Annotated in this window: 21 protein-coding genes and 1 pseudogene; 12 read left to right on the top strand and 10 right to left on the bottom strand. The window is 63.2% G+C overall.

From position 1 onward, the window contains the following. Positions 1 to 30: 30 nt before the first annotated feature. Positions 31 to 1,176, bottom strand: a complete 1,146-nt coding sequence (locus AC3WMA_RS17915; protein ID WP_492286708.1) for an alpha/beta hydrolase — start codon at positions 1,174 to 1,176, stop codon at positions 31 to 33. Positions 1,177 to 1,332: 156 nt separating this feature from the next. On the opposite strand from AC3WMA_RS17915, the gene AC3WMA_RS17910 reads away from it, so the two are divergent. From AC3WMA_RS17910 to AC3WMA_RS17890, 5 genes and pseudogenes are all read left to right on the top strand, one after another. Then, positions 1,333 to 1,779 (top strand): hypothetical protein, encoded by a 447-nt coding sequence (locus tag AC3WMA_RS17910; RefSeq protein WP_492286707.1) that lies wholly within the window; start codon positions 1,333 to 1,335, stop codon positions 1,777 to 1,779. A 263-nt stretch (positions 1,780 to 2,042) separates the two neighbouring features. After that, entirely contained in the window at positions 2,043 to 2,444 is a 402-nt protein-coding gene (locus AC3WMA_RS17905) for a hypothetical protein (RefSeq protein WP_492286706.1), read from the top strand. A 21-nt stretch (positions 2,445 to 2,465) separates the two neighbouring features. Then, positions 2,466 to 2,606, top strand: a pseudogene (locus AC3WMA_RS17900) (GAF domain-containing protein); the annotation flags it as partial. Between the two features lie 81 nt (positions 2,607 to 2,687). After that, a complete protein-coding gene (locus AC3WMA_RS17895; RefSeq protein WP_492287093.1) occupies positions 2,688 to 3,023 on the top strand; it encodes an HWE histidine kinase domain-containing protein in 336 nt (111 codons plus the stop codon). A gap of 81 nt (positions 3,024 to 3,104) precedes the next feature. After that, positions 3,105 to 3,389 (top strand): PRC-barrel domain containing protein, encoded by a 285-nt coding sequence (locus tag AC3WMA_RS17890; protein ID WP_492286705.1) that lies wholly within the window; start codon positions 3,105 to 3,107, stop codon positions 3,387 to 3,389. Here AC3WMA_RS17890 and AC3WMA_RS17885 read toward each other — a convergent pair. Beyond that, entirely contained in the window at positions 3,386 to 3,619 is a 234-nt protein-coding gene (locus AC3WMA_RS17885) for a hypothetical protein (RefSeq protein WP_492286704.1), read from the bottom strand. The two genes, AC3WMA_RS17890 and AC3WMA_RS17885, sit on opposite strands and share 4 nt — an antisense overlap. A 126-nt stretch (positions 3,620 to 3,745) precedes the next feature. On the opposite strand from AC3WMA_RS17885, the gene AC3WMA_RS17880 reads away from it, so the two are divergent. Both AC3WMA_RS17880 and AC3WMA_RS17875 read left to right on the top strand, forming a co-directional pair. After that, positions 3,746 to 3,931, top strand: a complete 186-nt coding sequence (locus tag AC3WMA_RS17880; protein WP_492286703.1) for a hypothetical protein — start codon at positions 3,746 to 3,748, stop codon at positions 3,929 to 3,931. A gap of 359 nt (positions 3,932 to 4,290) precedes the next feature. After that, the gene (locus tag AC3WMA_RS17875) at positions 4,291 to 4,587 is read left to right on the top strand and encodes a SemiSWEET family sugar transporter (RefSeq protein ID WP_492286702.1); all 297 of its coding nucleotides are present in this window, start codon (positions 4,291 to 4,293) and stop codon (positions 4,585 to 4,587) included. Positions 4,588 to 4,597: 10 nt separating this feature from the next. Here AC3WMA_RS17875 and AC3WMA_RS17870 read toward each other — a convergent pair whose 3' ends face one another. From AC3WMA_RS17870 to AC3WMA_RS17845, 6 genes are all read right to left on the bottom strand, one after another. Further along, complete coding sequence (locus tag AC3WMA_RS17870) at positions 4,598 to 5,620, bottom strand: YihY/virulence factor BrkB family protein (protein WP_492286701.1); 1,023 nt, start codon at positions 5,618 to 5,620, stop codon at positions 4,598 to 4,600. Positions 5,621 to 5,681: 61 nt separating this feature from the next. After that, positions 5,682 to 5,933 carry a hypothetical protein gene (locus AC3WMA_RS17865; protein ID WP_492286700.1) on the bottom strand — a complete coding sequence of 84 codons (252 nt, stop codon included), beginning with the start codon at positions 5,931 to 5,933 and terminating at the stop codon, positions 5,682 to 5,684. A gap of 84 nt (positions 5,934 to 6,017) precedes the next feature. Then, positions 6,018 to 6,263: a hypothetical protein gene (locus AC3WMA_RS17860; RefSeq protein ID WP_492286699.1), complete on the bottom strand. Its 246-nt coding sequence runs from the start codon at positions 6,261 to 6,263 to the stop codon at positions 6,018 to 6,020. A gap of 17 nt (positions 6,264 to 6,280) precedes the next feature. Then, entirely contained in the window at positions 6,281 to 8,521 is a 2,241-nt protein-coding gene (locus tag AC3WMA_RS17855) for a xanthine dehydrogenase family protein molybdopterin-binding subunit (RefSeq protein WP_492286698.1), read from the bottom strand. A gap of 10 nt (positions 8,522 to 8,531) precedes the next feature. After that, complete coding sequence (locus AC3WMA_RS17850) at positions 8,532 to 9,557, bottom strand: FAD binding domain-containing protein (RefSeq protein ID WP_492286697.1); 1,026 nt, start codon at positions 9,555 to 9,557, stop codon at positions 8,532 to 8,534. Further along, a complete protein-coding gene (locus tag AC3WMA_RS17845) occupies positions 9,554 to 10,069 on the bottom strand; it encodes a (2Fe-2S)-binding protein (RefSeq protein ID WP_492286696.1) in 516 nt (171 codons plus the stop codon). Before AC3WMA_RS17845 ends, AC3WMA_RS17850 begins: the two co-directional genes overlap by 4 nt. A gap of 360 nt (positions 10,070 to 10,429) precedes the next feature. Between AC3WMA_RS17845 and AC3WMA_RS17840 the strand changes: the two genes are divergently transcribed. Together AC3WMA_RS17840 and AC3WMA_RS17835 are read left to right on the top strand one after the other, a co-directional pair. After that, the gene (locus AC3WMA_RS17840) at positions 10,430 to 10,708 is read left to right on the top strand and encodes a type II toxin-antitoxin system Phd/YefM family antitoxin (RefSeq protein ID WP_492286695.1); all 279 of its coding nucleotides are present in this window, start codon (positions 10,430 to 10,432) and stop codon (positions 10,706 to 10,708) included. Continuing rightward, positions 10,705 to 11,040: a type II toxin-antitoxin system RelE/ParE family toxin gene (locus tag AC3WMA_RS17835; protein ID WP_492286694.1), complete on the top strand. Its 336-nt coding sequence runs from the start codon at positions 10,705 to 10,707 to the stop codon at positions 11,038 to 11,040. The genes AC3WMA_RS17840 and AC3WMA_RS17835 overlap by 4 nt, the downstream gene beginning before the upstream one ends. A 120-nt stretch (positions 11,041 to 11,160) precedes the next feature. Here the strand turns inward: AC3WMA_RS17835 and AC3WMA_RS17830 are convergent, their stop codons facing one another. Then, a complete protein-coding gene (locus AC3WMA_RS17830) occupies positions 11,161 to 12,279 on the bottom strand; it encodes a catalase family protein (RefSeq protein ID WP_492286693.1) in 1,119 nt (372 codons plus the stop codon). Between the two features lie 275 nt (positions 12,280 to 12,554). Between AC3WMA_RS17830 and AC3WMA_RS17825 the strand changes: the two genes are divergently transcribed. After that, positions 12,555 to 14,348, top strand: coding sequence for a thiamine pyrophosphate-requiring protein (locus AC3WMA_RS17825; protein ID WP_492286692.1), 1,794 nt, complete (start codon positions 12,555 to 12,557; stop codon positions 14,346 to 14,348). Positions 14,349 to 14,414: 66 nt separating this feature from the next. Next, complete coding sequence (locus AC3WMA_RS17820; protein WP_492286691.1) at positions 14,415 to 15,014, top strand: flavodoxin family protein; 600 nt, start codon at positions 14,415 to 14,417, stop codon at positions 15,012 to 15,014. A gap of 43 nt (positions 15,015 to 15,057) precedes the next feature. On the opposite strand, the gene AC3WMA_RS17815 is transcribed toward AC3WMA_RS17820, so the two are convergent. Beyond that, positions 15,058 to 16,002: a cation diffusion facilitator family transporter gene (locus tag AC3WMA_RS17815; protein WP_492287092.1), complete on the bottom strand. Its 945-nt coding sequence runs from the start codon at positions 16,000 to 16,002 to the stop codon at positions 15,058 to 15,060. A 369-nt stretch (positions 16,003 to 16,371) separates the two neighbouring features. Here AC3WMA_RS17815 and AC3WMA_RS17810 point away from each other — a divergent pair, with 369 nt between their 5' ends. Then, on the top strand, positions 16,372 to 18,468 hold the full coding sequence (locus tag AC3WMA_RS17810) for a catalase (protein WP_492286690.1): 2,097 nt from the start codon (positions 16,372 to 16,374) through the stop codon (positions 18,466 to 18,468). Positions 18,469 to 18,643 lie beyond the last annotated feature (175 nt).

The following is an 18,643-nucleotide window of genomic DNA, read 5'->3' as shown; positions in this document are numbered from 1 at the left end:
GCGCGGGCGGCAATCCAGACGCATCTGCGGTTAGCCGCCGAAGCCCTTCTTGATTTGCGAGGCGGCGAGATCCTGCGCTTCCCCTGCCTTCGCGACGACCGCATCCATACCGAAGAACTCGTGCGTAACACCCGGATACAGTTGGTGCGTAGTCTCAACGCCCGCCGCCTTGAGCTTCTCGACGATCATGTCGCCGTCGGATTTCAGGGGGTCGATCTCGGCATTGATCACCGTGGTCGGAGGCAGGCCCTTCAGGTTTGCTGCCACCAGATTCAGGCGCGGGTCCTGAGTGTCGCTGCCGCCGTTCGTGGCGTGCTGGACGAACCAGGCCATCATCGGAGTATTCAGCGGCTTGGCCGCCGCCTGCTCTTTCTTGGAGGGCGTGTCCATGCTCGTCGTTGCGACCGGATAGACCGAGACGATTGCGACTGGCTTGGTCAGGTTCTGATCACGGGCGGCTATGGCGGTGTTGATGGCCAGGTTGCCGCCGGCACTCTCGCCTACCAGAGCGATCTTATCGGGGTTGTAGCCCCAGCCCTTCGCATTCTTCAGGACGTATCTGTAGGCCTCGACCGCCTCGTCGTGGGCGGCCGGGAACTTGTTCTCCGGCCCCATCGGGTAGTCGACGGAGACGACGGCAGCGCCCGTCTTCCTTGCAAGCGCCGAGGGCGTTGCGTCGTACACGTCCAGGTCCGCGATGACCCAGCCACCGCCCCGGAAGTAGACGATCACCGGAAGGTTCGACTCCTTAGTAGCTTTCTCGGGCACGTACCAGCGCAGGCGCAGGTTGCCCATGTCGGCGAAGCGCTGGTTGGAAACCTTGAGTCCCTCATGCGGCTTCGCGTCGATTTTCTTGTCCTTGATGATTTTCATCACCGCGTCGGTTGGTGTGGGCTGCTTGCGCGCCTCGCTCGGCTCGAGGCTCTCGATCGGCTTCGGCTCAAGGCCTGCAAGCACCCCCAGGACCTCGGCCATGTCGGCATCGGGCTTGGACGGCGTCGGTTGAACGGCAACGCTTGGCGAGGGCGTCGTCTGGGCAAAGGTCGGCGTGAGAGCGCTTGTTGCGAGGAGAAGCGCGAGCGGAAATGTGCGCAGGGTAGGGAAAGGCGTCATGAGCAGGTCCTTGGTCAGGGTTTGGCTGATCAAACCTTTGAAAAATCGAGAAGTTCCTTTCATGAGGCGCTCTGGGGGACGCGTCATGCGGTCCGGGTTCCGCTGGCGGAAGACTAGCGCGCTGCAGTCGGAAACGCGGGAGTCGGAGATCGGGGAAGTTGACGTTCGACTGCAGCGGGGATCAATCTGACGCGTGATTACCCTGGGACTTCTCTCCCTATGAAAAACGCCATCCTGCTTCTGATTTACACGGCAGCCGCTTTCGGCGTGGCCGTCCCGGCCAACGCCGCGCAGATTACCCGCCACGGGACAACGGTTACGGTGAGCGGCCTCATCGGCCCGGGCGATGACGAAGCGTTTGCAAGCGCCGCTCCTCAAGGCAGCTTCAGAACTGTTGTGCTATCAAGTGGTGGCGCTGGCGAAGGCGGCCTTCCGGCGGCGATTGCGATGGCCCGCAGCATCAAGGCGGCCGGTGCGGCAACCGTCGTGAACGCGTCGGGGAACACTTGCGGGAGCGCCTGCACGCTGCTCTTCGTAGCCGGATCGCAGCGCTACTACGTCGGAGGCGATCGCATCGTCGAGGGCGTACGCGCAAAAGGCAAACCTGGGCTCGGCTTCCACCAAGGGCGCTCGCCGCGGGGCACGGCTCAGATGGCGTCCGTCTAATCCGAACTGGGAGCGCCGGCTGGCGGCGACTTGTCCAGCCGATCGCCGTTCGAGACTTTTTTTTATGTGTCCGGTTCGACGGCTCTTTCGACAGGGCTTGCGACGAGCCTCAAGCGCCCGTGAGCGGGGCAGCCACGCACCCCTGGCATGTCTTTTGATGGGGCGCTCAGCTCTGGTGAACTGTAGCTCCTTCCGTAAGACGGAATCGCTATGTTCCTGGGATGCGTGTAGCCTGCGCCGACCAGTTTGCGGGGAGGGGGGCTATGACGAGCTATTCGCATTCGCTTCCCGCTAGCCGGGTGGCGATCAGTTTGCCTCCCGAGGTCCGAGAGCCGACAGATATCGATCTGCTGCACAGCATCAGTGTCCAGCTGATAGCGGAGCACGACAGCGAGGAGCTGTATCGCAAGATTGTCGCGGTGGCCGTCGCGATTACGGGCTCTGAATTTGGCACAATGCAGGTTCTCTGCTCAGAGGCGGAGCATCCCGGTCACGGGGGCGAGCTTCGCCTCCTCTGCCACCACGGGCTACCAGACGAAGCTGTGTCCTTTTGGCAATGGGTCAAACCGACCGCGTTCAGCAGCTGCGCTGTCGCCCTGAAGGCTGGACGGCGCGCTGTCATCGCGGATTTTGAGGCATGGGACGCCATCGCGGGGACTGCCTAGCTCGCGGCATTCCGCAGGGCTGGCATCCGGTCCGCGCAGACCACGCCGCTGATCTCACGCGCAGGCAACCTGCTTGGAATGCTCTCGACCCACTGGACGCAGGCGCACCAGCCCTCCGAGCGCGATTTGCGGCTGCTGGATATCTTGGCTCGGCAGGCCGCGGACTTGCTGGAAAGGACCATTGCGGAGGAAGCTCTGCGAGCGCGAGAGCAGGCTCTGCTTGAGAGTGAGCGGCGTCAGTCCATGTTGGCTGGGGAGATGAGCCATCGGATCAAGAATTTGTTCGCGCTCGTGAACACGATGATCCGATTCGGCGCTAAGGGAGCCAGAGACCCCGAAGATTTCGCGGCAAGCCTGTCAGGTCGCTTGTTCGCGCTCGCAGAGGCTCACCAATTGGTCTTGGCCGGTGAGGCGACTTCAAAAGCCGCCGAGCTTCGAACTGTGATCCAAGCTGTCATTGAACCCCATCAATCGGAAGCCCGCTGTCGGGAGCGGGCTCGTCAACGATGCGCTCCGAGGAGCAGCATCATCGACGCCGCGCAGCAGTCATCGCCGCAGATGAACCGTTCCCACGCATAGCTCGGCGCGTTACGAGAGTGGTGCTTCGCCAACTCGGAACGCCACGCCGGCGCGCACGTTCGTCATCCGAGAGGTGACTTCATGGATGACGACAAGAAACCGGACGAAAGCAGCCTGAGCGAGAGCATTCTCGAAGGTACCCCTCTGCACGGGCCCGACGGCAGTAAGATCGGGGCCGTAGGGCAGATCCACGGCAAAGGCGAAGAGATGCAGGTCATCGTGAGCCTCGGCGGATTTCTCGGCGTGGGCGCGAAGGTTGTAGTCCTCCGACACGGCGAAGTGCAATTCGAGCGGGGCGACGATGCCTCGTTTCGGGCTGTGACTAAGCTAACGAACGACGAGCTGGCGGAGAGGTCGCCGGTTTAGGAGCGACCGGCTCCTCCGGCCGCAATAGCCGCCTTTGCTTCCAGAAAATAGCAACTGGGTAGTTTCCTCGACGCGGCCATCCGGCCTCGCTCCGGTATGGCGAGCACCAGCAAGCAGGCGACCAGGTCAAAAGAATAGCCACCACCGCCATGCGCGCTATCCGTGTCGCGACCTGAGCTTGCGGTCACCGGTCCAAACAAGCGTCGTTGCCCGCCGGCATCGGTCTTCATGGAGCTTCCAAAGACTTGTGGGGCCGGTTCAGCTGAGTGTCTGCAGCTCCAAGGCGCCGGAAAGGAACGGGCGGGATGCCGGGCGCGTTTGAATCCGCGACGCTTTCGGGATCGATGGAGGAATGCATGGCAAACGATAACAGCCCCGCGGTGGAGAGCCTGCGCCAAGAGCAGAAGGCGCAACGCAAGGAGGAGCGAGAGCTAACGCCCGATCAGAAACTGGAGAGAGCGCTGAAGGACACATTTCCGGCAAGCGACCCAGTCGCCGAGCAGGTTCCGATCACACCGGGGGCAGCCGAGGAAAAGAAGTGATCCGCGCCGCATTCTCAAGTCTGGCGGGTGCTTGGATTGCCCGGGGCGTCGAGCGCGGGGACATTCCAGAAAGACTCTCGGTTCCCTTGACGGTTTTGGCGACCAGGCTGCCCGCACCACTCATCCTCGCGGCAGCCGTCGGCTACGGCTTCTACCGCTTGAATGCCGAGGCCCGCGCCACGCGGGCGAGGGATGTCTCGCCGAAGTCCGGCTCCAGAAGCAATGCTCGCCTCTCGACAACGCGGCTCCGCTCAAATCACACGGGTACCCGCCAGAGTTCGAAAAAGCGGGCGAATGCGTAGACGCATCAGCACAAGGCTCGTGCGGACGCCCGACGCTACTTCCCACAGGGGCCCGCGATGAACTGGATCGCAGTCGTCGGAACCGGCGCCGCACTTTGTTCGACCATCAGCTTCGCCCCCCAAGCCTGGCGGATCGTCAGGACGCGCGATACACAGGCGATCTCGCCGGCGACTTACAGTTTCACCGTCACGGGCTTCGCGTTCTGGACGGCCTACGGTATCGGCCTCGGCGAGTGGCCACTGATCGCCACGAACAGCGTTTGCTTCGTTCTCTCCGCCTTCATCCTCCTGATGACGCTCCTGCCGCGGGCAAAGAAGGATGCCGTAGCGGATCGGATCGATCCATCGTCCTGAGCACGGATAGCTACGGCTTGCGATCCGCCGCGTCAGCGCCGCGCGCTCCGATCGGCATTGGAAAACCCTCCGTCGTATCCCGGTCTGTCTGCCGTTCGGCCTCGGCATTGAGTTCCGCACCCACGAGCAGGATCGTCGCGGACAGCCACATCCAAGTCAGCAGTCCGATGACCGCGCCGATCGCCCCGTACGTCTTGTTGTAGTCCTCGAAATTGGCCACGTACCAAGAGAACAGGATCGACCCAATGACCCAGGCTACCGCAGCAACCAAGGCGCCCGGGCTCACCCACTTCCACTGCGCATCATCACGGCTGGGTCCGAAACGGTAGAGAATCCCGAGGCCGACCACGAGCGCGATGAAGAGCAGAGGCCAACGACCGACCGAGATGAGCCATTCGCTCGCAGACGCCAGGTAGACGTAATCTAGGATGATCGGAATTGCCGCGATCGCGCCCAAGGAGATCAACAGGAAGGCTATGATGCCTGCCGTAAATGCAAGAGAAACCGCATTGAGCTTCAGGAATCCCCTTTTTTCGTCCTCGCCGTAAGCGACATTCAATGCATCAAACAAGGCCTTTACGCCGGCGTTGGCGCTCCACAGCGCCATTGCCAGGCCGAAGAAGAATGCGAGCCCGAGGGTCGCGCCTTTGCCGCTGCCGATACGGGTGACCTGGTCGGTGAGAAAATCGGTCGCCCCTGCCGGAAGGAAGGCGTCCAGCTCTCGAAGATGGTCGGCGATCGCGCTTGGATCGTTGAAGAGGGCATAAAGCGAAACGAAAGCTGTCAGAGCCGGGAAGAGAGCGAGCAGGCTGTAAAACGTGACCCCTGCCGCCACCGCCTGCACGCGGTCGCGATTGACCTCCGAGTAGGTGCGGGCGAGGATCTCGTGCCAACCCCGTGCCGGAATCTGCGTGGGTGCTGATGCCTCGATTCCGGCCGCGGAACGGCCCTCCGCCTTGGCTGCGTATTTCCGTTCGCGACGGTCTGCGCGGGGACTGCCCACGGCGAGTGCTACGGCGCCGACGATGCCCACAACTCCAAGGGCTAATGGAAGCGCGCGGTAGCATGCGCGACATCCGCGGCGCCGCGTGCCCTCAGTCATCACTGTCGATCTGACGGCGGAGTTCGATGTCGGCCGCGCCATTGACCGCCTCAGCCATACGCGACGGAAGGTCTGGGAATTCCTCTAGGATTTCGCTTTCCGAAATTCCCAGAGCCTCAGCTGCACTAATTGCCACTCCTGCCAGCTGCTCCAGCCGAGCATCGTTCCCATCTTCCAGGAACGCCTCAGTGGCCACGTTCTCCGCGATCCACACTTCGACAAACGCCACGGCTCTTTCGGACATTGGTGCCTCGCCATCTACTACCTGGCCAAGAACGCGACAGCGGCTCTCCAGTTGCCTTCGACGCGGCATTCTGTCGGGAGCTGCTCAGGTCTTGCGCAACTTGCCGAGGTTCCCTGGAAGACCCGATATCCGAAGGTCATCCGGCCGGTTCAAACCCTCCGAAGGCTCGGGACCATGACTGTTTTCGCCTTTGTGCTGCTCATCCCAAGATCGGATAGCTGCGACCAGTTCGGCATGCTCGGCCGCGGAAGGAGAGCCATCTGGCGCGTCTGAAAGCGAGCTCGCCCGAGCGACCGCCGCCTCGTACTCGTCGTGGTTCGAGATTTTCAAGCTATTCTCCTTTCCCGTCATGCAGCCAACAGCTTGTCGATGGTCATGGGAAGGCTGCGCAGGCGCTTGCCTGTCGCGTGGTGGATCGCGTTGGCGATGGCGGCCGCAGTGCCGACGATGCCGATCTCGCCGAGTCCCTTGACGCCGATCGGGCTCGCCTTGTCGTCGTGCTCTTCGACGAAGACCACGTCGATGTCGTAGATGTCGGCGTTTGCCGGGACATGATATTCGGCCAGCGAGTGGTTCACGATGCGACCGAGGCAATGATCGGTCAGGGTCTCCTCATGCAGCGCCATGCCGATGCCCCAGACCACACCGCCTATGATCTGGCTGCGGGCGGTCTTGGGATTGAGAATGCGGCCGGCCGCGACCGCATTGACGATGCGCGTGACACGTATCTGCCCGAGTTCCTCGTCGATCCGAACCTCCGCGAACACGGCTGAATGAGTGTAGGAGGCGTAGCGCATCGCCCCGATCAAGCCGGGGCTGGCGCTCTTCTCCGCCTCCAGTTTCGTTTCGCCGGACGCCGCAATGACCTCTGCCAGAGCAACGGATTTCGCGGGATTGGTTCGTAGGAGTATGCGGCCATTCGCGAACGCGATGTCATCCTCGCCGGCATCCGCGAGCGGCGAGCCATCGACTTTCCGCGCCAGCTTGAAGAGCTGCGCCTGCAACTCTTGGCACGCTGCCATCACAGCGCTTCCAGCTGAGGCCGCCGTCCACGACCCGCCCTGCACCGGCGAAGCCGGAAGGGTCGAGTCTGCCAGCCTCACGGTGACCTGCTCCATCTCCAGGCCAAGCGTCTCGGCGCCGATCTGGCTCAGGATGGTGTAGGTTCCAGTGCCGATGTCGGAGGTCGCGCAGGAGAGCTCCAGGCGGCCATCGGCCGTGAAGACCGCGCGCGCCGCTGTCTTCATCATGCCTGCCTCCCAGACGCCGCTTGCCATGCCCCAGCCGATCAGCTCGCGGCCGTCGCGCATCGAGCTCGGCTGTGCGTTGCGCTTGCTCCAGCCGAACCGTGCTGCGCCCTCGCGATAGCAGGCCCGGAGCTCCTTCGAGGTGAAGGCCTTGCCATTGTTCTCATCATGGTCAGTGTAGTTCCGCAGGCGCAGATCGATCGGGTCGATATTCGCGGCGATCGCCAATTCGTCCATCGCGCTTTCGAGCGCGAACAGACCGAGCGGTGCGCCCGGCGCCCGCATGTCTCCGGGAGAGTAGATGTCGAGCTTGGCCAGTTCGTAGCGCAGGTCGACATTAGGCGCGTGGTAGAGCATTCCCGACCAGTTGACGACGTTCTCCTGGTGATCCTCGAACTGCGAGGTCGCGGCGACCGCGTGGTGCTGGATCGACACCAGCTTGCCGCCGGCATCGGCGCCGAGCGACACGGCATTGATCGTCTCCGGCCGGTGGACGTGGCTGAACATTTGCTGACGCGTCAGCTCGACGCGCACCGAGCGTTCGAGCGCCAGTGACGCCATCACGGCGAGGAAGAGCTGGTGCTGTGGGCGCAGGCCGGAGCCGAAGCCTCCACCGACGTAAGGCGCGACAACGCGGACTTCGTCGCTCGAAAGCCCGAAGACGCTGGCGACATAGGCTTGGCTGTTCTGCACGCCCTGAGTCTTGTCGTGGACCGTGATCTTGCCCTTCCCCTCCCAGATCACAGTCGTCGCGTGCGGCTCCATCGGATTGTGGTGCTCGGCCGCGATGGAGTACTCCGCACTGACGCGGACCGTAGCCTCGCTGAACGCTTTGACGGCATCCCCGCGCGGGTCGGGCGGAGGGGCGATGCCCATACGCTTTTTGGGGGGCTCGTAGGCATCGCTGCGGGCAATGCTCAAATCCGTCATATGCGGCTCCTCCTCGTAGGAGACCGAGACGAGAGCGGCAGCCTCGCGGGCGGCGTCGAAGCTGGTCGCCACGACCAACGCGATGGGCTGCCCGCTATACTGGATCTCGTCGCTGTATAGGGGGCGGAAGGGCGAGCCGGGAGGTCCGACCTGGTCGCGGTACTTGTAGGTGAACCAGGCGGTCTGAGGCCGATTTTCGTGCGTGAAGATCATGATCACGCCGGGTGCCGCTTCCGCCGCGCTGACATCAATCGAGCGGATGCGCCCGCGGGCGATCGAACTCTCGACGATATAGCCGTAACCGAGACATTCGGCGGCGAACTCGGCCGCGTAGGTCGCGGCGCCGGTTACCTTGGCCGGCCCGTCCACGCGGTTGCGGGGAGAGCCGATATGCGGATCGTTTCTCAGCATGGCGTTCTCCTCACGCGATCCGCTTGTCGGTCAAGGACTGCGGTGTGCCGGCCGCCGCCTGAGATAGCGTGCGAACGATCGCGCGGCGCGCGAGATCGATCTTGAAGGCATTGTGTTCGTGCGGCTGGGCGCCTGCGAGCAGGATATCGGCGGCGCGGGAGAAGAATGCGTCGTCAGCGGACATGCCAACGAGAGCCTCCTCGGCTTCCAGCTTCCGCCACGGCTTGTGCGCGACGCCGCCCAGCGCCACCCGCGCCGCAGCGATCCGCCTGCCGTCGACCTTCAGTGCCGCCGCCACCGAGACCAGCGCGAAGGCGTAGGACAAGCGGTCGCGCAGCTTTAGATAGCTATAGTTCCCGGCGAAAGCTGACGCCTCTCGCGGCAGCGTTACCGCGACGACGATCTCGCCTGGGCGCAGGATGTTGTCACGCTGAGGCTCGTCTCCGGGCAGGCGATGATAGTCGGCGAAGGCGATCCGCCGCTCGCCATCCGGCCCGACAACCTCGACCTCAGCATCGAGCGCTGCCAATGCGACGCACATGTCCGAGGGGTGCGTCGCGATGCAGTAGTCGCTCGCACCAAGGATGGCATGGATGCGGTTGACGCCACCGATCGCGCTGCAGCCCGAACCCGGTTCGCGCTTGTTGCAGGGCGTGGCGACGTCGTTGAAGTAGTAGCAGCGGGTGCGTTGGTTGAGATTGCCGCCCGTCGTGGCGGCGTTCCGCAATTGCGGCGTCGCACCCGCGAGCACGGCATGGGCCAGCAGCGGATAGCGCGCGTTGATGCGCTCGTCATAGGCGACGTCGCTGTTGGGCACGAGCGCGCCGATGCGCAGCCCGCCATTCGGGGTCTCGGAGATGCCGCGCAGTTCGTCGAGACGGGTCACATCGACCAGTTCACCCGGGCGCTCTACCTCGTATTTCATTAGATCGACGAGGTTCGTCCCTCCTGCGATGATCGCTGCGGCCGGGTTGCCCTTAAGATGTGAGATCGCGTCCGCAAGGGTTTCTGCGCGATGATAGGAAAAGCGGTTCATTCAGCGGCCTCCCGACTGACGCCCGAGCGCCGGACCAGCACGTCCTCGATCGCGTCGACAATGTTGGGATAGGCGCCGCAGCGACAGATATTGCCGCTCATCAACTCGCGGATCTCGTCTCGCGTGGCGGCATGCCCTTCCTCGATCAGCGCGATGCCGGAGCATATCTGTCCGGGCGTACAGTAGCCGCACTGGAAGGCGTCGCGCTCGATGAAGGCCTGCTGCAACGGGTGCAGTTGGCTGGCCTGCCCGACCCCCTCGATCGTGGTGATCTCCTTGCCATCCTGCATGACGGCAAGCTGTAGGCACGAATTGATGCGACGGCCGTCGATGAGGACGGTACAAGCGCCGCACTGGCCGTGATCACACCCCTTTTTCGTGCCCGTCAGCGCCAGATCGTGCCTGAGCAGGTCAAGGAGCGTGGTCGAGGGTTGGACCGCGATGCGGCGCGGCTCGCCATTGATCGTGGCCTGGATTGGAATACCGGACGGGCCGGGTTGAGTCTGGGACATCCGGAACGCTCCAATCCAATGATGATGACCCCCCGGCCGCTGATGTGGTGCAAACAGGAAGCTGCTAGCGAAGTTCCATGGGACTGAAAGATGTGTGCTGCGGCCGGTGCCGTTTAGCCCGATCCCCGATCCCGCCAGGCCAAATCCTTCAAACAGATCCGTTCGAAGAGCGCCCGATTGCGCGCGGGGCGTCGCCCGATTGTACGTCGTACCGTGCTACACACCGGCTGTTGGTCAGGTTGCCGGGCAAAGTGTCCGTCCAGCTCAATAATCGGCTCCGAAGATGCAGCTCATGCTGCGTTCTTGCCGCGCTGGATGCGGTGGACTATATTCGGACCGAATTTAGACCGGGTGGTAGCTATGAGATATTCGACCCAGGTCAAGCCGATCAGCTATCTGAAGGCGAATGCGGCCGAAATCCTGCTGGATCTCGCTGAGAGGCGGGAGCCTCTGGTCATCACGCAGAATGGCGAGGCCAGGGCGGTGCTGCAGGACGTGGCCTCCTTCGAGCGGACGCAAGAGACGCTCGCGCTGTTGAAGCTGCTCGCCATCGGCAATCAGGATGTGGATGCAAGCAAGACCAAGCCAGCTCGCGCTGTCGTCGAAAGATTACGCGGGAAAGCGGCTGATCGCCGATGAAGGAAGGGCGGTTTGAGGTCGAGCTGACGCGAGGCGCGGAGGATGATCTCGAAGCCATTCACGCCTACCTTGCCGAACATCGATCAATGGACGCGTCCGAGTCGCTTCTCAATGCATTCCTTGAGAACATCTCCACACTGGAGCGTTACCCCGACCGGGGCATCTTCCCGAAGGAGCTTGAGGCGTTGGGCGTTCGGGAGTTTCGGCAGATTTTGCTCGACCCGTATCGCCTGACCTACCGCGTCATCGGTGGCAAAGTCGTCATACTGGTCATCGCCGACGGTCGCCGCGACATGCAAGCTTTGCTTGAACGCCGCCTACTTGGCCGGTGACCACGAGCAGAAGGTCGGGCCGCCTGAGACGAAGATAGCTCATCTACAACACCTAATCGGGCTACACGGCGCGATTATACGGGCTAAACGACGGCCAATGGGCTACACGGCAGCCGGCGGTCAGGCCGGCAGATCGACGTCCTCGAGGTTCCGGGGCTGGCGCATCGGGCAGCCGCTGTGTTCCGAGCGGAAGCGCGCGGAACTGCGGTAGGCTGCCTTGCGCAGGCGCATGATCGAACCGAGCGGACGATGCGCCGCGAGCCCATGCCAGGGACTGAAGAACTGGCCGTCATCGATCGCGCGCGACTTCTCCTCGTCCCAGGCGATCTGCGTGGGGGCACTGATCGTCGCGACCGTCCGATAGGGGCTCTGTTCCTCCGGCCACTCGACGCTCGCATCCTCGATCGGCATCGTCTCAAGGTCGGTGCACAGCTGGACACGAAGTTCCCAGCGGGCGCCATGATGGGCGAAGAAGGCGTTGCAGGCCTCGCGCAGCCCGTCCGGGTGCCCAAAGACCTTGACCGGCTGATCGGTGAGGCTGGTCAACTCAGGGAGGACGGGGACGAGCTGGACCTTGGCCATGTACTCGCCAAACAGGATCGGGGCGGCGCTGAAATAGGTCTCGCCGAGAGGATGCGTAGCGGGATGCCCGCCGAGCTGCTTCAGAGTCGCGCTTTTGCCGCCGACACTTTCGACCGCGGTCTCGATGCCCCGTAACGTGTAGCTCAGGGCCTTCTTCAAGAACTGGACCTTGTCGGTGGTCGCCGCCAGGAGCTTGAGGTTTCCGAGGAAGGCCTTGCCATTGGGGGCGGCGAAGACTGGTCCATTGACCAGCACGAAATCCTGAACGGCCTCGGTCTCGGAGCCGGGGAGGCGGTCACCCTCGACCCCGATCACCTTAATGGCCAGCCCGCGAGGCACCGAGACGTCGTCGTCGAGGACGTCGCCGGGGATCGTCGAGAGCCGCATGATGACGGGGTAGCGGCCGGGCGTGGAAAACAGGCCCTGGGCGAGTTCGGGCGGAAGGTCCGGGGCTACCGTCAGTTCCCCTTGGAGCAGCGCGTGACTCTTGGCGTGTACGCTGCGTAGCGGGCGGCCCTCTTCCTTGAGTGTCGTTTCGCTGATGCCGCGAAGCGTCGACACGAGCCCGTCCTCAGTCGCGCGCTCCTGCGGCTCGGGCTGCTCGAACTCTGGGCGATAGGCCAGGGGAGGGGTCGCTAGCTCACTACGATCGGACATTGAGGGCTCCTGGGGAACCCTTGCCAAACACCCGTCAAGCTCGACCTGTTCCAGATTGCCGGCTTTCAGTGCTCATACGCCCGCATATCGAGCTGCGCCCGGTGCGGTGCATCAAAATTCGAGCATCCGTGCGTCGTCTCGCTGCGGCCGCTGCAAAAGGGGAACCTCCCTTGAATCGGGCTGTTCAGCTCAGAGTCAAAGCGCTGGGGGAACAGCGCTCGTGGACGACGGAACCATTTCCCGCGTCTGCGCTGCCCAATCCTTTGGAGAGCCTAATGGCCCACACCGTCTCGGATTTCATCTGGAGCCGACTGCACGAATGGGGTGTCAGGCGCGTTTACGGCTATCCAGGTGACGGCATCGGCGGACTGATCGCGGCCCTGCAGCGGCGAGAGAGAGACATCGAATTCGTCCAAGCCCGGCACGAGGAGATGGCGAGCCTTATGGCATCGGGCGAGAGCCGCTTCACGGGAAAAGTCGGGGTGTGCATCGCGACTTCGGGACCGGGAGCCGTGCACCTCCTGAACGGCCTGTACGACGCGCGGCTCGATCACCGTCCGGTCGTAGCGTTGGTCGGGCAGCAGGCTCGCTCGGCGATGGGCTCCCACTATCAGCAGGATCTCGATCTTCAGTCGCTGTTCAAGGACGTTGCCGGCGCCTATGTCGAGACAGCTTCTGTCGCCACCCAGGTGCCACACCTCATTGACCGCGCCTTCCGGATCGCTGAAGCGCAGCGTCGCGTTACCTGCGTCATTCTACCGAACGACCTTCAGCTCGAAACCATGGAGGAGCCGACGCGCGAGCACGGCATGACCCATTCCGGTGTCGGGATCGAACTCTCGCCGGTCGTTCCCGCCGAGCCGGCTCTGCAGCGCGCGGCCGATGTGCTCAACGCAGGGAAGAAGGTCGCGATCCTGGTTGGCGCCGGCGCGCTTGGCGCGACCGATGCCGTGCTTGCCACGGCGGAGAAGCTGAAGGCAGGCATCGCCAAAGCGTTGCTCGGCAAAGCCGCTGTCCCGGACGACGTGGCGTTTTGCACCGGGTCGATCGGATTGCTCGGCACAAAGGCCAGCTGGGATATGATGCAGGGCTGCGACACGCTGCTGATGGTCGGTTCGGGCTTTCCATACACCGAGTTCTTGCCGAAGCCGGGACAGGCGCGTGGCGTCCAGATCGACATCGATTCAGGCATGTTGGGCCTGCGCTATCCCATGGAGGTCAATCTCATCGGCGACGCCGCGGCAACGCTGGAAGCTCTCCTGCCGCTGCTGAAGCCAAAGGGGGATTGTGATTGGCGAACGACGATCGAGGCCAGTGTCAGCGAAGGATGGCAGGAAGCCCGTGAAAGCGCGATGGTCGACGCCTCACCGATCAATCCGCAGCGTGTTGTGTCGGAATTGTCGGATCGCCTGCCCGACCAGTGCATCGTAACGGCGGACAGCGGAACGACCACCGTCTGGTATGCGCGACATCTTCGGTTTCGGCGCGGGATGATGGGGTCCGTTTCCGGAACCCTTGCCACGATGGGCTGTGCCGTTCCCTACGCCATCGCCGCGAAATTTGCCCACCCCGACCGGCCCGCGATTGCGCTGGCGGGAGACGGCGCGATGCAGATGAACGGAATGTCCGAGCTCGTTACGATCGCGAAGTACTGGAAGCGGTGGAGCGATCCCCGCTTGATCGTCATGGTGCTGAACAATCGAGAGCTGGCCTATGTGACCTGGGAAGAGCGCGTCCAGGCCGGCGACCCGAAATGGCCCACCAGCCAGGACCTCCCGGACATCCCCTACGCCGATATCGCGAAGCTCATGGGTCTGGGCGGGCGTCGCGTCGAGGACCCCGAGCAGGTAGGGCCGGCATGGGACGAGGCTCTCGCGGCCGACCGGCCCTTCGTTCTCGACATGGTCACCGATCCAAACGTTCCGCCACTACCGCCTCACATCAACTTCGCTCAGGCGCGTGGACTGGCGGGCGCCCTGATCAGCGGCGATCCCGAAACCGGCAACGTGGTGACCAACACCGCTCGTTCGCTCATCGGCACGCTTCTGCCGTCGCGAAAAGATCGCTGACCGCCATCCGCCGCAGGTGGGGGCGCCTGGACGGCCTTCAGTCTCCAAAAACGATAGGATTTCGAAATGACGCTCAAAATCCTGGCTCTCAATTGCACCCTGAAAGCCGAAGGTCAGTCTTCAACCCAGCGCATTCTTGAATTGGCTCTCGCTGAGTTCCCCGACAACTGCAAGCGGGAGATCGTTCGAGTCGCCGCGCTCAGCATCAAGCCGGGCGTCTCCTCCGATGAAGGGAAAGGCGACGACTGGCCGGCACTCAGGCGCAAGATCGATGCTTGTGACATCCTGCTGATCGGCACCCCGATCTGGCTCGGGCAGACGTCGAGCGTCGCCAAGCGGGTGCTGGAGCGCATGGATGCGTTCCTCGACGAAGCGGACGATCAGAACCGGACGCCTGCCTACGGCAAAGTCGCTGCCATCGCCGTCGTGGGCAACGAGGACGGAGCCCATCACGTCTCCGCCGAAATCGCCCAGGCATTGTTCGACGTCGGGTTTACGATCGCGGCCGGCGGCCCGACCTATTGGGTCGGGGAGGCTATGGGCAGCGTGAACTTGATCGATCTCGACGAAATTCCTGAAACCACCGCCAAGACGAACCGAATGCTCGCGCGCAATGCAGCACATCTAGCCGGCTTGCTGAAGCGGCACGCCTATCCGGGCTATTGACTGAACAGAACGCCAAGAAGCTCGCCTCCGGCGAGCTCGAATCCTACTCGACCAGCTTGGCACGCCTTTCCCGCCAAGCGGCAGAGGTCTGCGGTTTCACAAAGACCGAGACGATGTCCGAGCGGCGTTTCCTCAGCCTCGCCTCGATGCGCTCAACGCAATCCTCGATATCCCCCGTGGAGCGGTCGTCCTTGAATTCGAGGCTAAGAGCCACGACGATCTGGTCGGGCCCCAGATGAACCGTTGTCATGCCGTTGACACGCTCGACATCCGGATCACCCTGGACCGCAGCCCTGATCTCTTCCTGCACATGGGGCAGAGCGGCTTCCCCGATAAGCAGGGCCTTGCTTTCCCGAGCGAGAAGCACCGCGGTCGCCGCAAGAATGACGCCGATCAGGATCGAGGCTGCGCCATCGAGCTCGGGCCGCTCGAAGTAGGCCGCTGCGGTGATGCCAGCAAAAGCGATGAGCAGGCCTAGCAGTGCTGCGGTGTCTTCGAACAGCACCGTGAAGACGCTCGGGTCCTTGCTTTGCCGCACGGCTGCAAAATACCCGAGCGCGCCCTTGGCCTCCCTGAACTCCTTCAACGCAATCCGCCAAGAATAGCCCTCGAACATGGCCGATAGGCCGAGCACGACATAGTTCGCGGTGAGGTTCGTCGCTGGATGCGGCGTTACGACATGGGACACCCCCTCGTAGAGCGATACGCCGGCCCCGACCGCGAAAACCAGCAGCGCGACGATGAAACTCCAGAAATAGAGTTCACGTCCGTGTCCGAAGGGATGCGTGAGATCGGGCGGCCGAGCCGCTCGGTTCAAGCCATAGAGCAGAAGCGCGCCATTGCCTGTGTCGACCAAGGAGTGGACGCCCTCCGACAGCATCGCGGAGCTACCCGTCCAGGCCGCGGCGATGAATTTGGTCGCCGCGATCAGGAGATTGCCTGCCAGCGCCGCATAGATGACTTTTCGCGATCCCGAATGCGCCGCCATACCGCCCCCCGCTTCGGCGCAACGAGCGGTCACGACGAGGGTTCCCGACGCGCATCGGAGAGTACAAATAGAGATGGTCTACCACCGCCTTTGCTCAGATAACCCGTCTAGCGCCGCTCTGCTCGGCGACAAGCGAGCCGTGATTTCGTAAAGCGCGGGGGCCGCCCCCGAAATGCACCACACTGGGCGGGAACTTAGAAAGCTTCCACGTCGTTTGCACAGGACCACCCCAAGGCGGGTTTGCTGTGCCTGGTCTTCGCACCGTCGCGGTAGGCGAGCCTGTTTCGCGTCGTTTCCCAGCGCCCCGCATGCGGCCGTGATCTCGTAACGCGGATCAGCCGCTGGTTAGCCAATGAAGGACACAGTGCGATGGCCCGCTCCCCCCGCGACGTTGCCTCCGGTTCGAAAGCCAAGATCGGCGATGGCGGTGAGCTGCACCAGACGGCCGCCCAAGCCGAAGCCCGTATCACCACCAATCATGGTGTCCCCGTCAGCGACAACCAAAATTCACTCAAGGCTGGGGCGCGCGGTCCGACGCTGCTGGAAGACTTTGTGCTCCGCGAGAAAATCCAGCATTTCGACCACGAGAGAATTCCCGAGCGCATTGTCCACGCGCGCGGCTCCGCGGCCCACGGCTTCTTCGAGCTGACGGAGTCCCTCGGTGAGTTCACGCGCGCGAGGGTGCTGACTGAAGTCGGCGTCAAGACCGAGGTCTTCGCGCGGTTCTCGACGGTCGCCGGCGGCGCGGGCTCGGTCGACACGCCCCGCGACGTGCGCGGCTTCGCAGTGAAGTTTTACACGAAGGAAGGGAACTGGGACCTGGTCGGCAACAATATCCCGGTTTTCTTCATACAGGATGCGATCAAGTTTCCCGACCTGATCCACGCGGTGAAGATGGAGGCCGATCGCGGCTATCCGCAGGCAGCCAGCGCCCACGACACCTTTTGGGATTTCGTGGGATTGATGCCGGAATCGACCCACATGATCATGTGGGCAATGTCAGACCGCGCCATTCCGCGTTCGCTGCGGATGATCGAAGGCTTTGGCGTCAACACCTTCCGCCTGCTGAATGAGAAGGGCGAGCCGACATTCGTCAAGTTTCACTGGCGGCCCAAGCTTGGAACGCAGTCGACTTGCTGGGACGAGGCCGTGAAGATCGCCGGGGCGGACCCCGACTATCACCGCCGCGACCTCTATGAAGCAATCGCCAACGGCGATTTTCCGGAATGGGAGTTCGGAGTCCAGCTCCTCAGCCAGGATGAGGCCGACGCTCTTCCCTTCGACATCCTCGACGCAACCAAGGTGATCCCGGAGGAGCTGGTGCCGATCCGCACCGTCGGCCGTATGGTGCTGAACCGCAACCCGGACAACTTTTTCGCCGAGACCGAGCAGGCTGCCTTCCTGCCGACCAACATGCCGCCGGGGATCGACGTCTCGGAGGACCCGCTTCTGCAGGGGCGCTTGTTCTCGTACCAGGACACTCAACTCTCGCGGCTAGGGACCGTGAACTTCCATGAGATTCCGATCAACAGGGCCAAGGGCTGCCCATTCCAGAACATGCAGCGAGACGGGCAGATGCAGACCCAAGTCTTTGCCGGCCGGGCTAATTACGAGCCCAACAGCCTTGCCGAGGCTGGTGAAGACGGCGGCCCGCGCGAGGATCCCGTCGGCGGCTTTCGGACAGCCTCGGTCCCGGTCGAGGAGCATAAGGTCCGGCTGCGCGCGGAGAGCTTCGCGGACCACTACAGCCATGCGCGGCTGTTCTACCGTTCGCAGACCGAGATCGAGCAGGCCCATCTGGCGAGCGCGCTCGTCTTCGAGCTCTCGAAGGTCACGCTGGAGCACGTCCGAAATCGCGTGATGGCCAACCTCGTCAATGTGGACGAGAGCTTGGCGCAGCGCGTGGCGGACGGGCTCGCGATGCCGTTGCCGAAAGGGTCAAAGCCGGCCACGGCGCCGACTGACATGGAGCCATCGCCCGCGCTTCGCATCGTCGGAAAGTATCCCGAGATGTTGAAGGGCCGGACAGTCGGCATCCTGGTTTCGGACGGCGCGGACGGTGGCGCGATCTCCTCCCTCAAGGCAGCGGTTGAGCGGGATGGCGGGGCCGTGAAGATTGTTGCGCCGAAGATCGGCGGCGTGAAGCTCAAGGATGGCAAGACTCTCAAGGCCGATGGCCAGCTCGCTGGCACACCCTCCGTGCTCTTCGACGCGATCGCGATCATTGTCTCGGAGGCCGGTTGCGCCGCGCTGCTGAAAGAGGGTGCGGCGATCGACTTTGCAAAGGACGCTTTCGGGCATCTCAAGGCGATCGGCCACAGCGCAGAGGCCAAGCCACTTCTGGACAAGGCCGATGTAGTGCCGGACGACGGAGTGGTCGCGCTCGGCAATTCAGCGGCTGATTTCCTGCAGCCCGCGCGCACGCGCCAATGGGCCCGCGAGCCCAGTGTCCGCACTCTGGCCTGAACGGGATCCCAAGCTGCCGTGTCCGCTCTGGATGAGATGGGTCTGCCGGTCGTGGCCAGCTTTGTGTGAGTAATCTCACCGCAAGTGAAGGGCTGTTTTTACAGCAAAGCTAGCTTCGCGCTGGGAACGCCAGAGAAGGTCGCACAGCGAAAGTGCTGCGGCGAAATCGCCGGCA

The organism is Allobosea sp. FW305-C-101, assembly GCF_058783685.1.
The sequence above is the reverse complement of the archived record's forward strand: the minus strand, read 5'-3'. Positions and strand labels throughout refer to the sequence as shown.

Bases quoted from the DNA above. Each gene is read 5' to 3' on its own strand.
- AC3WMA_RS17915 (WP_492286708.1), bottom strand. From the start codon at position 1,176: ATGAAAGGAACTTCTCGATTTTTCAAAGGTTTGATCAGCCAAACCCTG.
- AC3WMA_RS17910 (WP_492286707.1), top strand. From the start codon at position 1,333: ATGAAAAACGCCATCCTGCTTCTGATTTACACGGCAGCCGCTTTCGGC.
- AC3WMA_RS17905 (WP_492286706.1), top strand. From the start codon at position 2,043: ATGACGAGCTATTCGCATTCGCTTCCCGCTAGCCGGGTGGCGATCAGT.
- AC3WMA_RS17895 (WP_492287093.1), top strand. From the start codon at position 2,688: ATGTTGGCTGGGGAGATGAGCCATCGGATCAAGAATTTGTTCGCGCTC.
- AC3WMA_RS17890 (WP_492286705.1), top strand. From the start codon at position 3,105: ATGGATGACGACAAGAAACCGGACGAAAGCAGCCTGAGCGAGAGCATT.
- AC3WMA_RS17885 (WP_492286704.1), bottom strand. From the start codon at position 3,619: ATGAAGACCGATGCCGGCGGGCAACGACGCTTGTTTGGACCGGTGACC.
- AC3WMA_RS17880 (WP_492286703.1), top strand. From the start codon at position 3,746: ATGGCAAACGATAACAGCCCCGCGGTGGAGAGCCTGCGCCAAGAGCAG.
- AC3WMA_RS17875 (WP_492286702.1), top strand. From the start codon at position 4,291: ATGAACTGGATCGCAGTCGTCGGAACCGGCGCCGCACTTTGTTCGACC.
- AC3WMA_RS17865 (WP_492286700.1), bottom strand. From the start codon at position 5,933: ATGTCCGAAAGAGCCGTGGCGTTTGTCGAAGTGTGGATCGCGGAGAAC.
- AC3WMA_RS17855 (WP_492286698.1), bottom strand. From the start codon at position 8,521: ATGCTGAGAAACGATCCGCATATCGGCTCTCCCCGCAACCGCGTGGAC.
- AC3WMA_RS17850 (WP_492286697.1), bottom strand. From the start codon at position 9,557: ATGAACCGCTTTTCCTATCATCGCGCAGAAACCCTTGCGGACGCGATC.
- AC3WMA_RS17845 (WP_492286696.1), bottom strand. From the start codon at position 10,069: ATGTCCCAGACTCAACCCGGCCCGTCCGGTATTCCAATCCAGGCCACG.
- AC3WMA_RS17840 (WP_492286695.1), top strand. From the start codon at position 10,430: ATGAGATATTCGACCCAGGTCAAGCCGATCAGCTATCTGAAGGCGAAT.
- AC3WMA_RS17835 (WP_492286694.1), top strand. From the start codon at position 10,705: ATGAAGGAAGGGCGGTTTGAGGTCGAGCTGACGCGAGGCGCGGAGGAT.
- AC3WMA_RS17830 (WP_492286693.1), bottom strand. From the start codon at position 12,279: ATGTCCGATCGTAGTGAGCTAGCGACCCCTCCCCTGGCCTATCGCCCA.
- AC3WMA_RS17825 (WP_492286692.1), top strand. From the start codon at position 12,555: ATGGCCCACACCGTCTCGGATTTCATCTGGAGCCGACTGCACGAATGG.
- AC3WMA_RS17820 (WP_492286691.1), top strand. From the start codon at position 14,415: ATGACGCTCAAAATCCTGGCTCTCAATTGCACCCTGAAAGCCGAAGGT.
- AC3WMA_RS17815 (WP_492287092.1), bottom strand. From the start codon at position 16,002: ATGGCGGCGCATTCGGGATCGCGAAAAGTCATCTATGCGGCGCTGGCA.
- AC3WMA_RS17810 (WP_492286690.1), top strand. From the start codon at position 16,372: ATGGCCCGCTCCCCCCGCGACGTTGCCTCCGGTTCGAAAGCCAAGATC.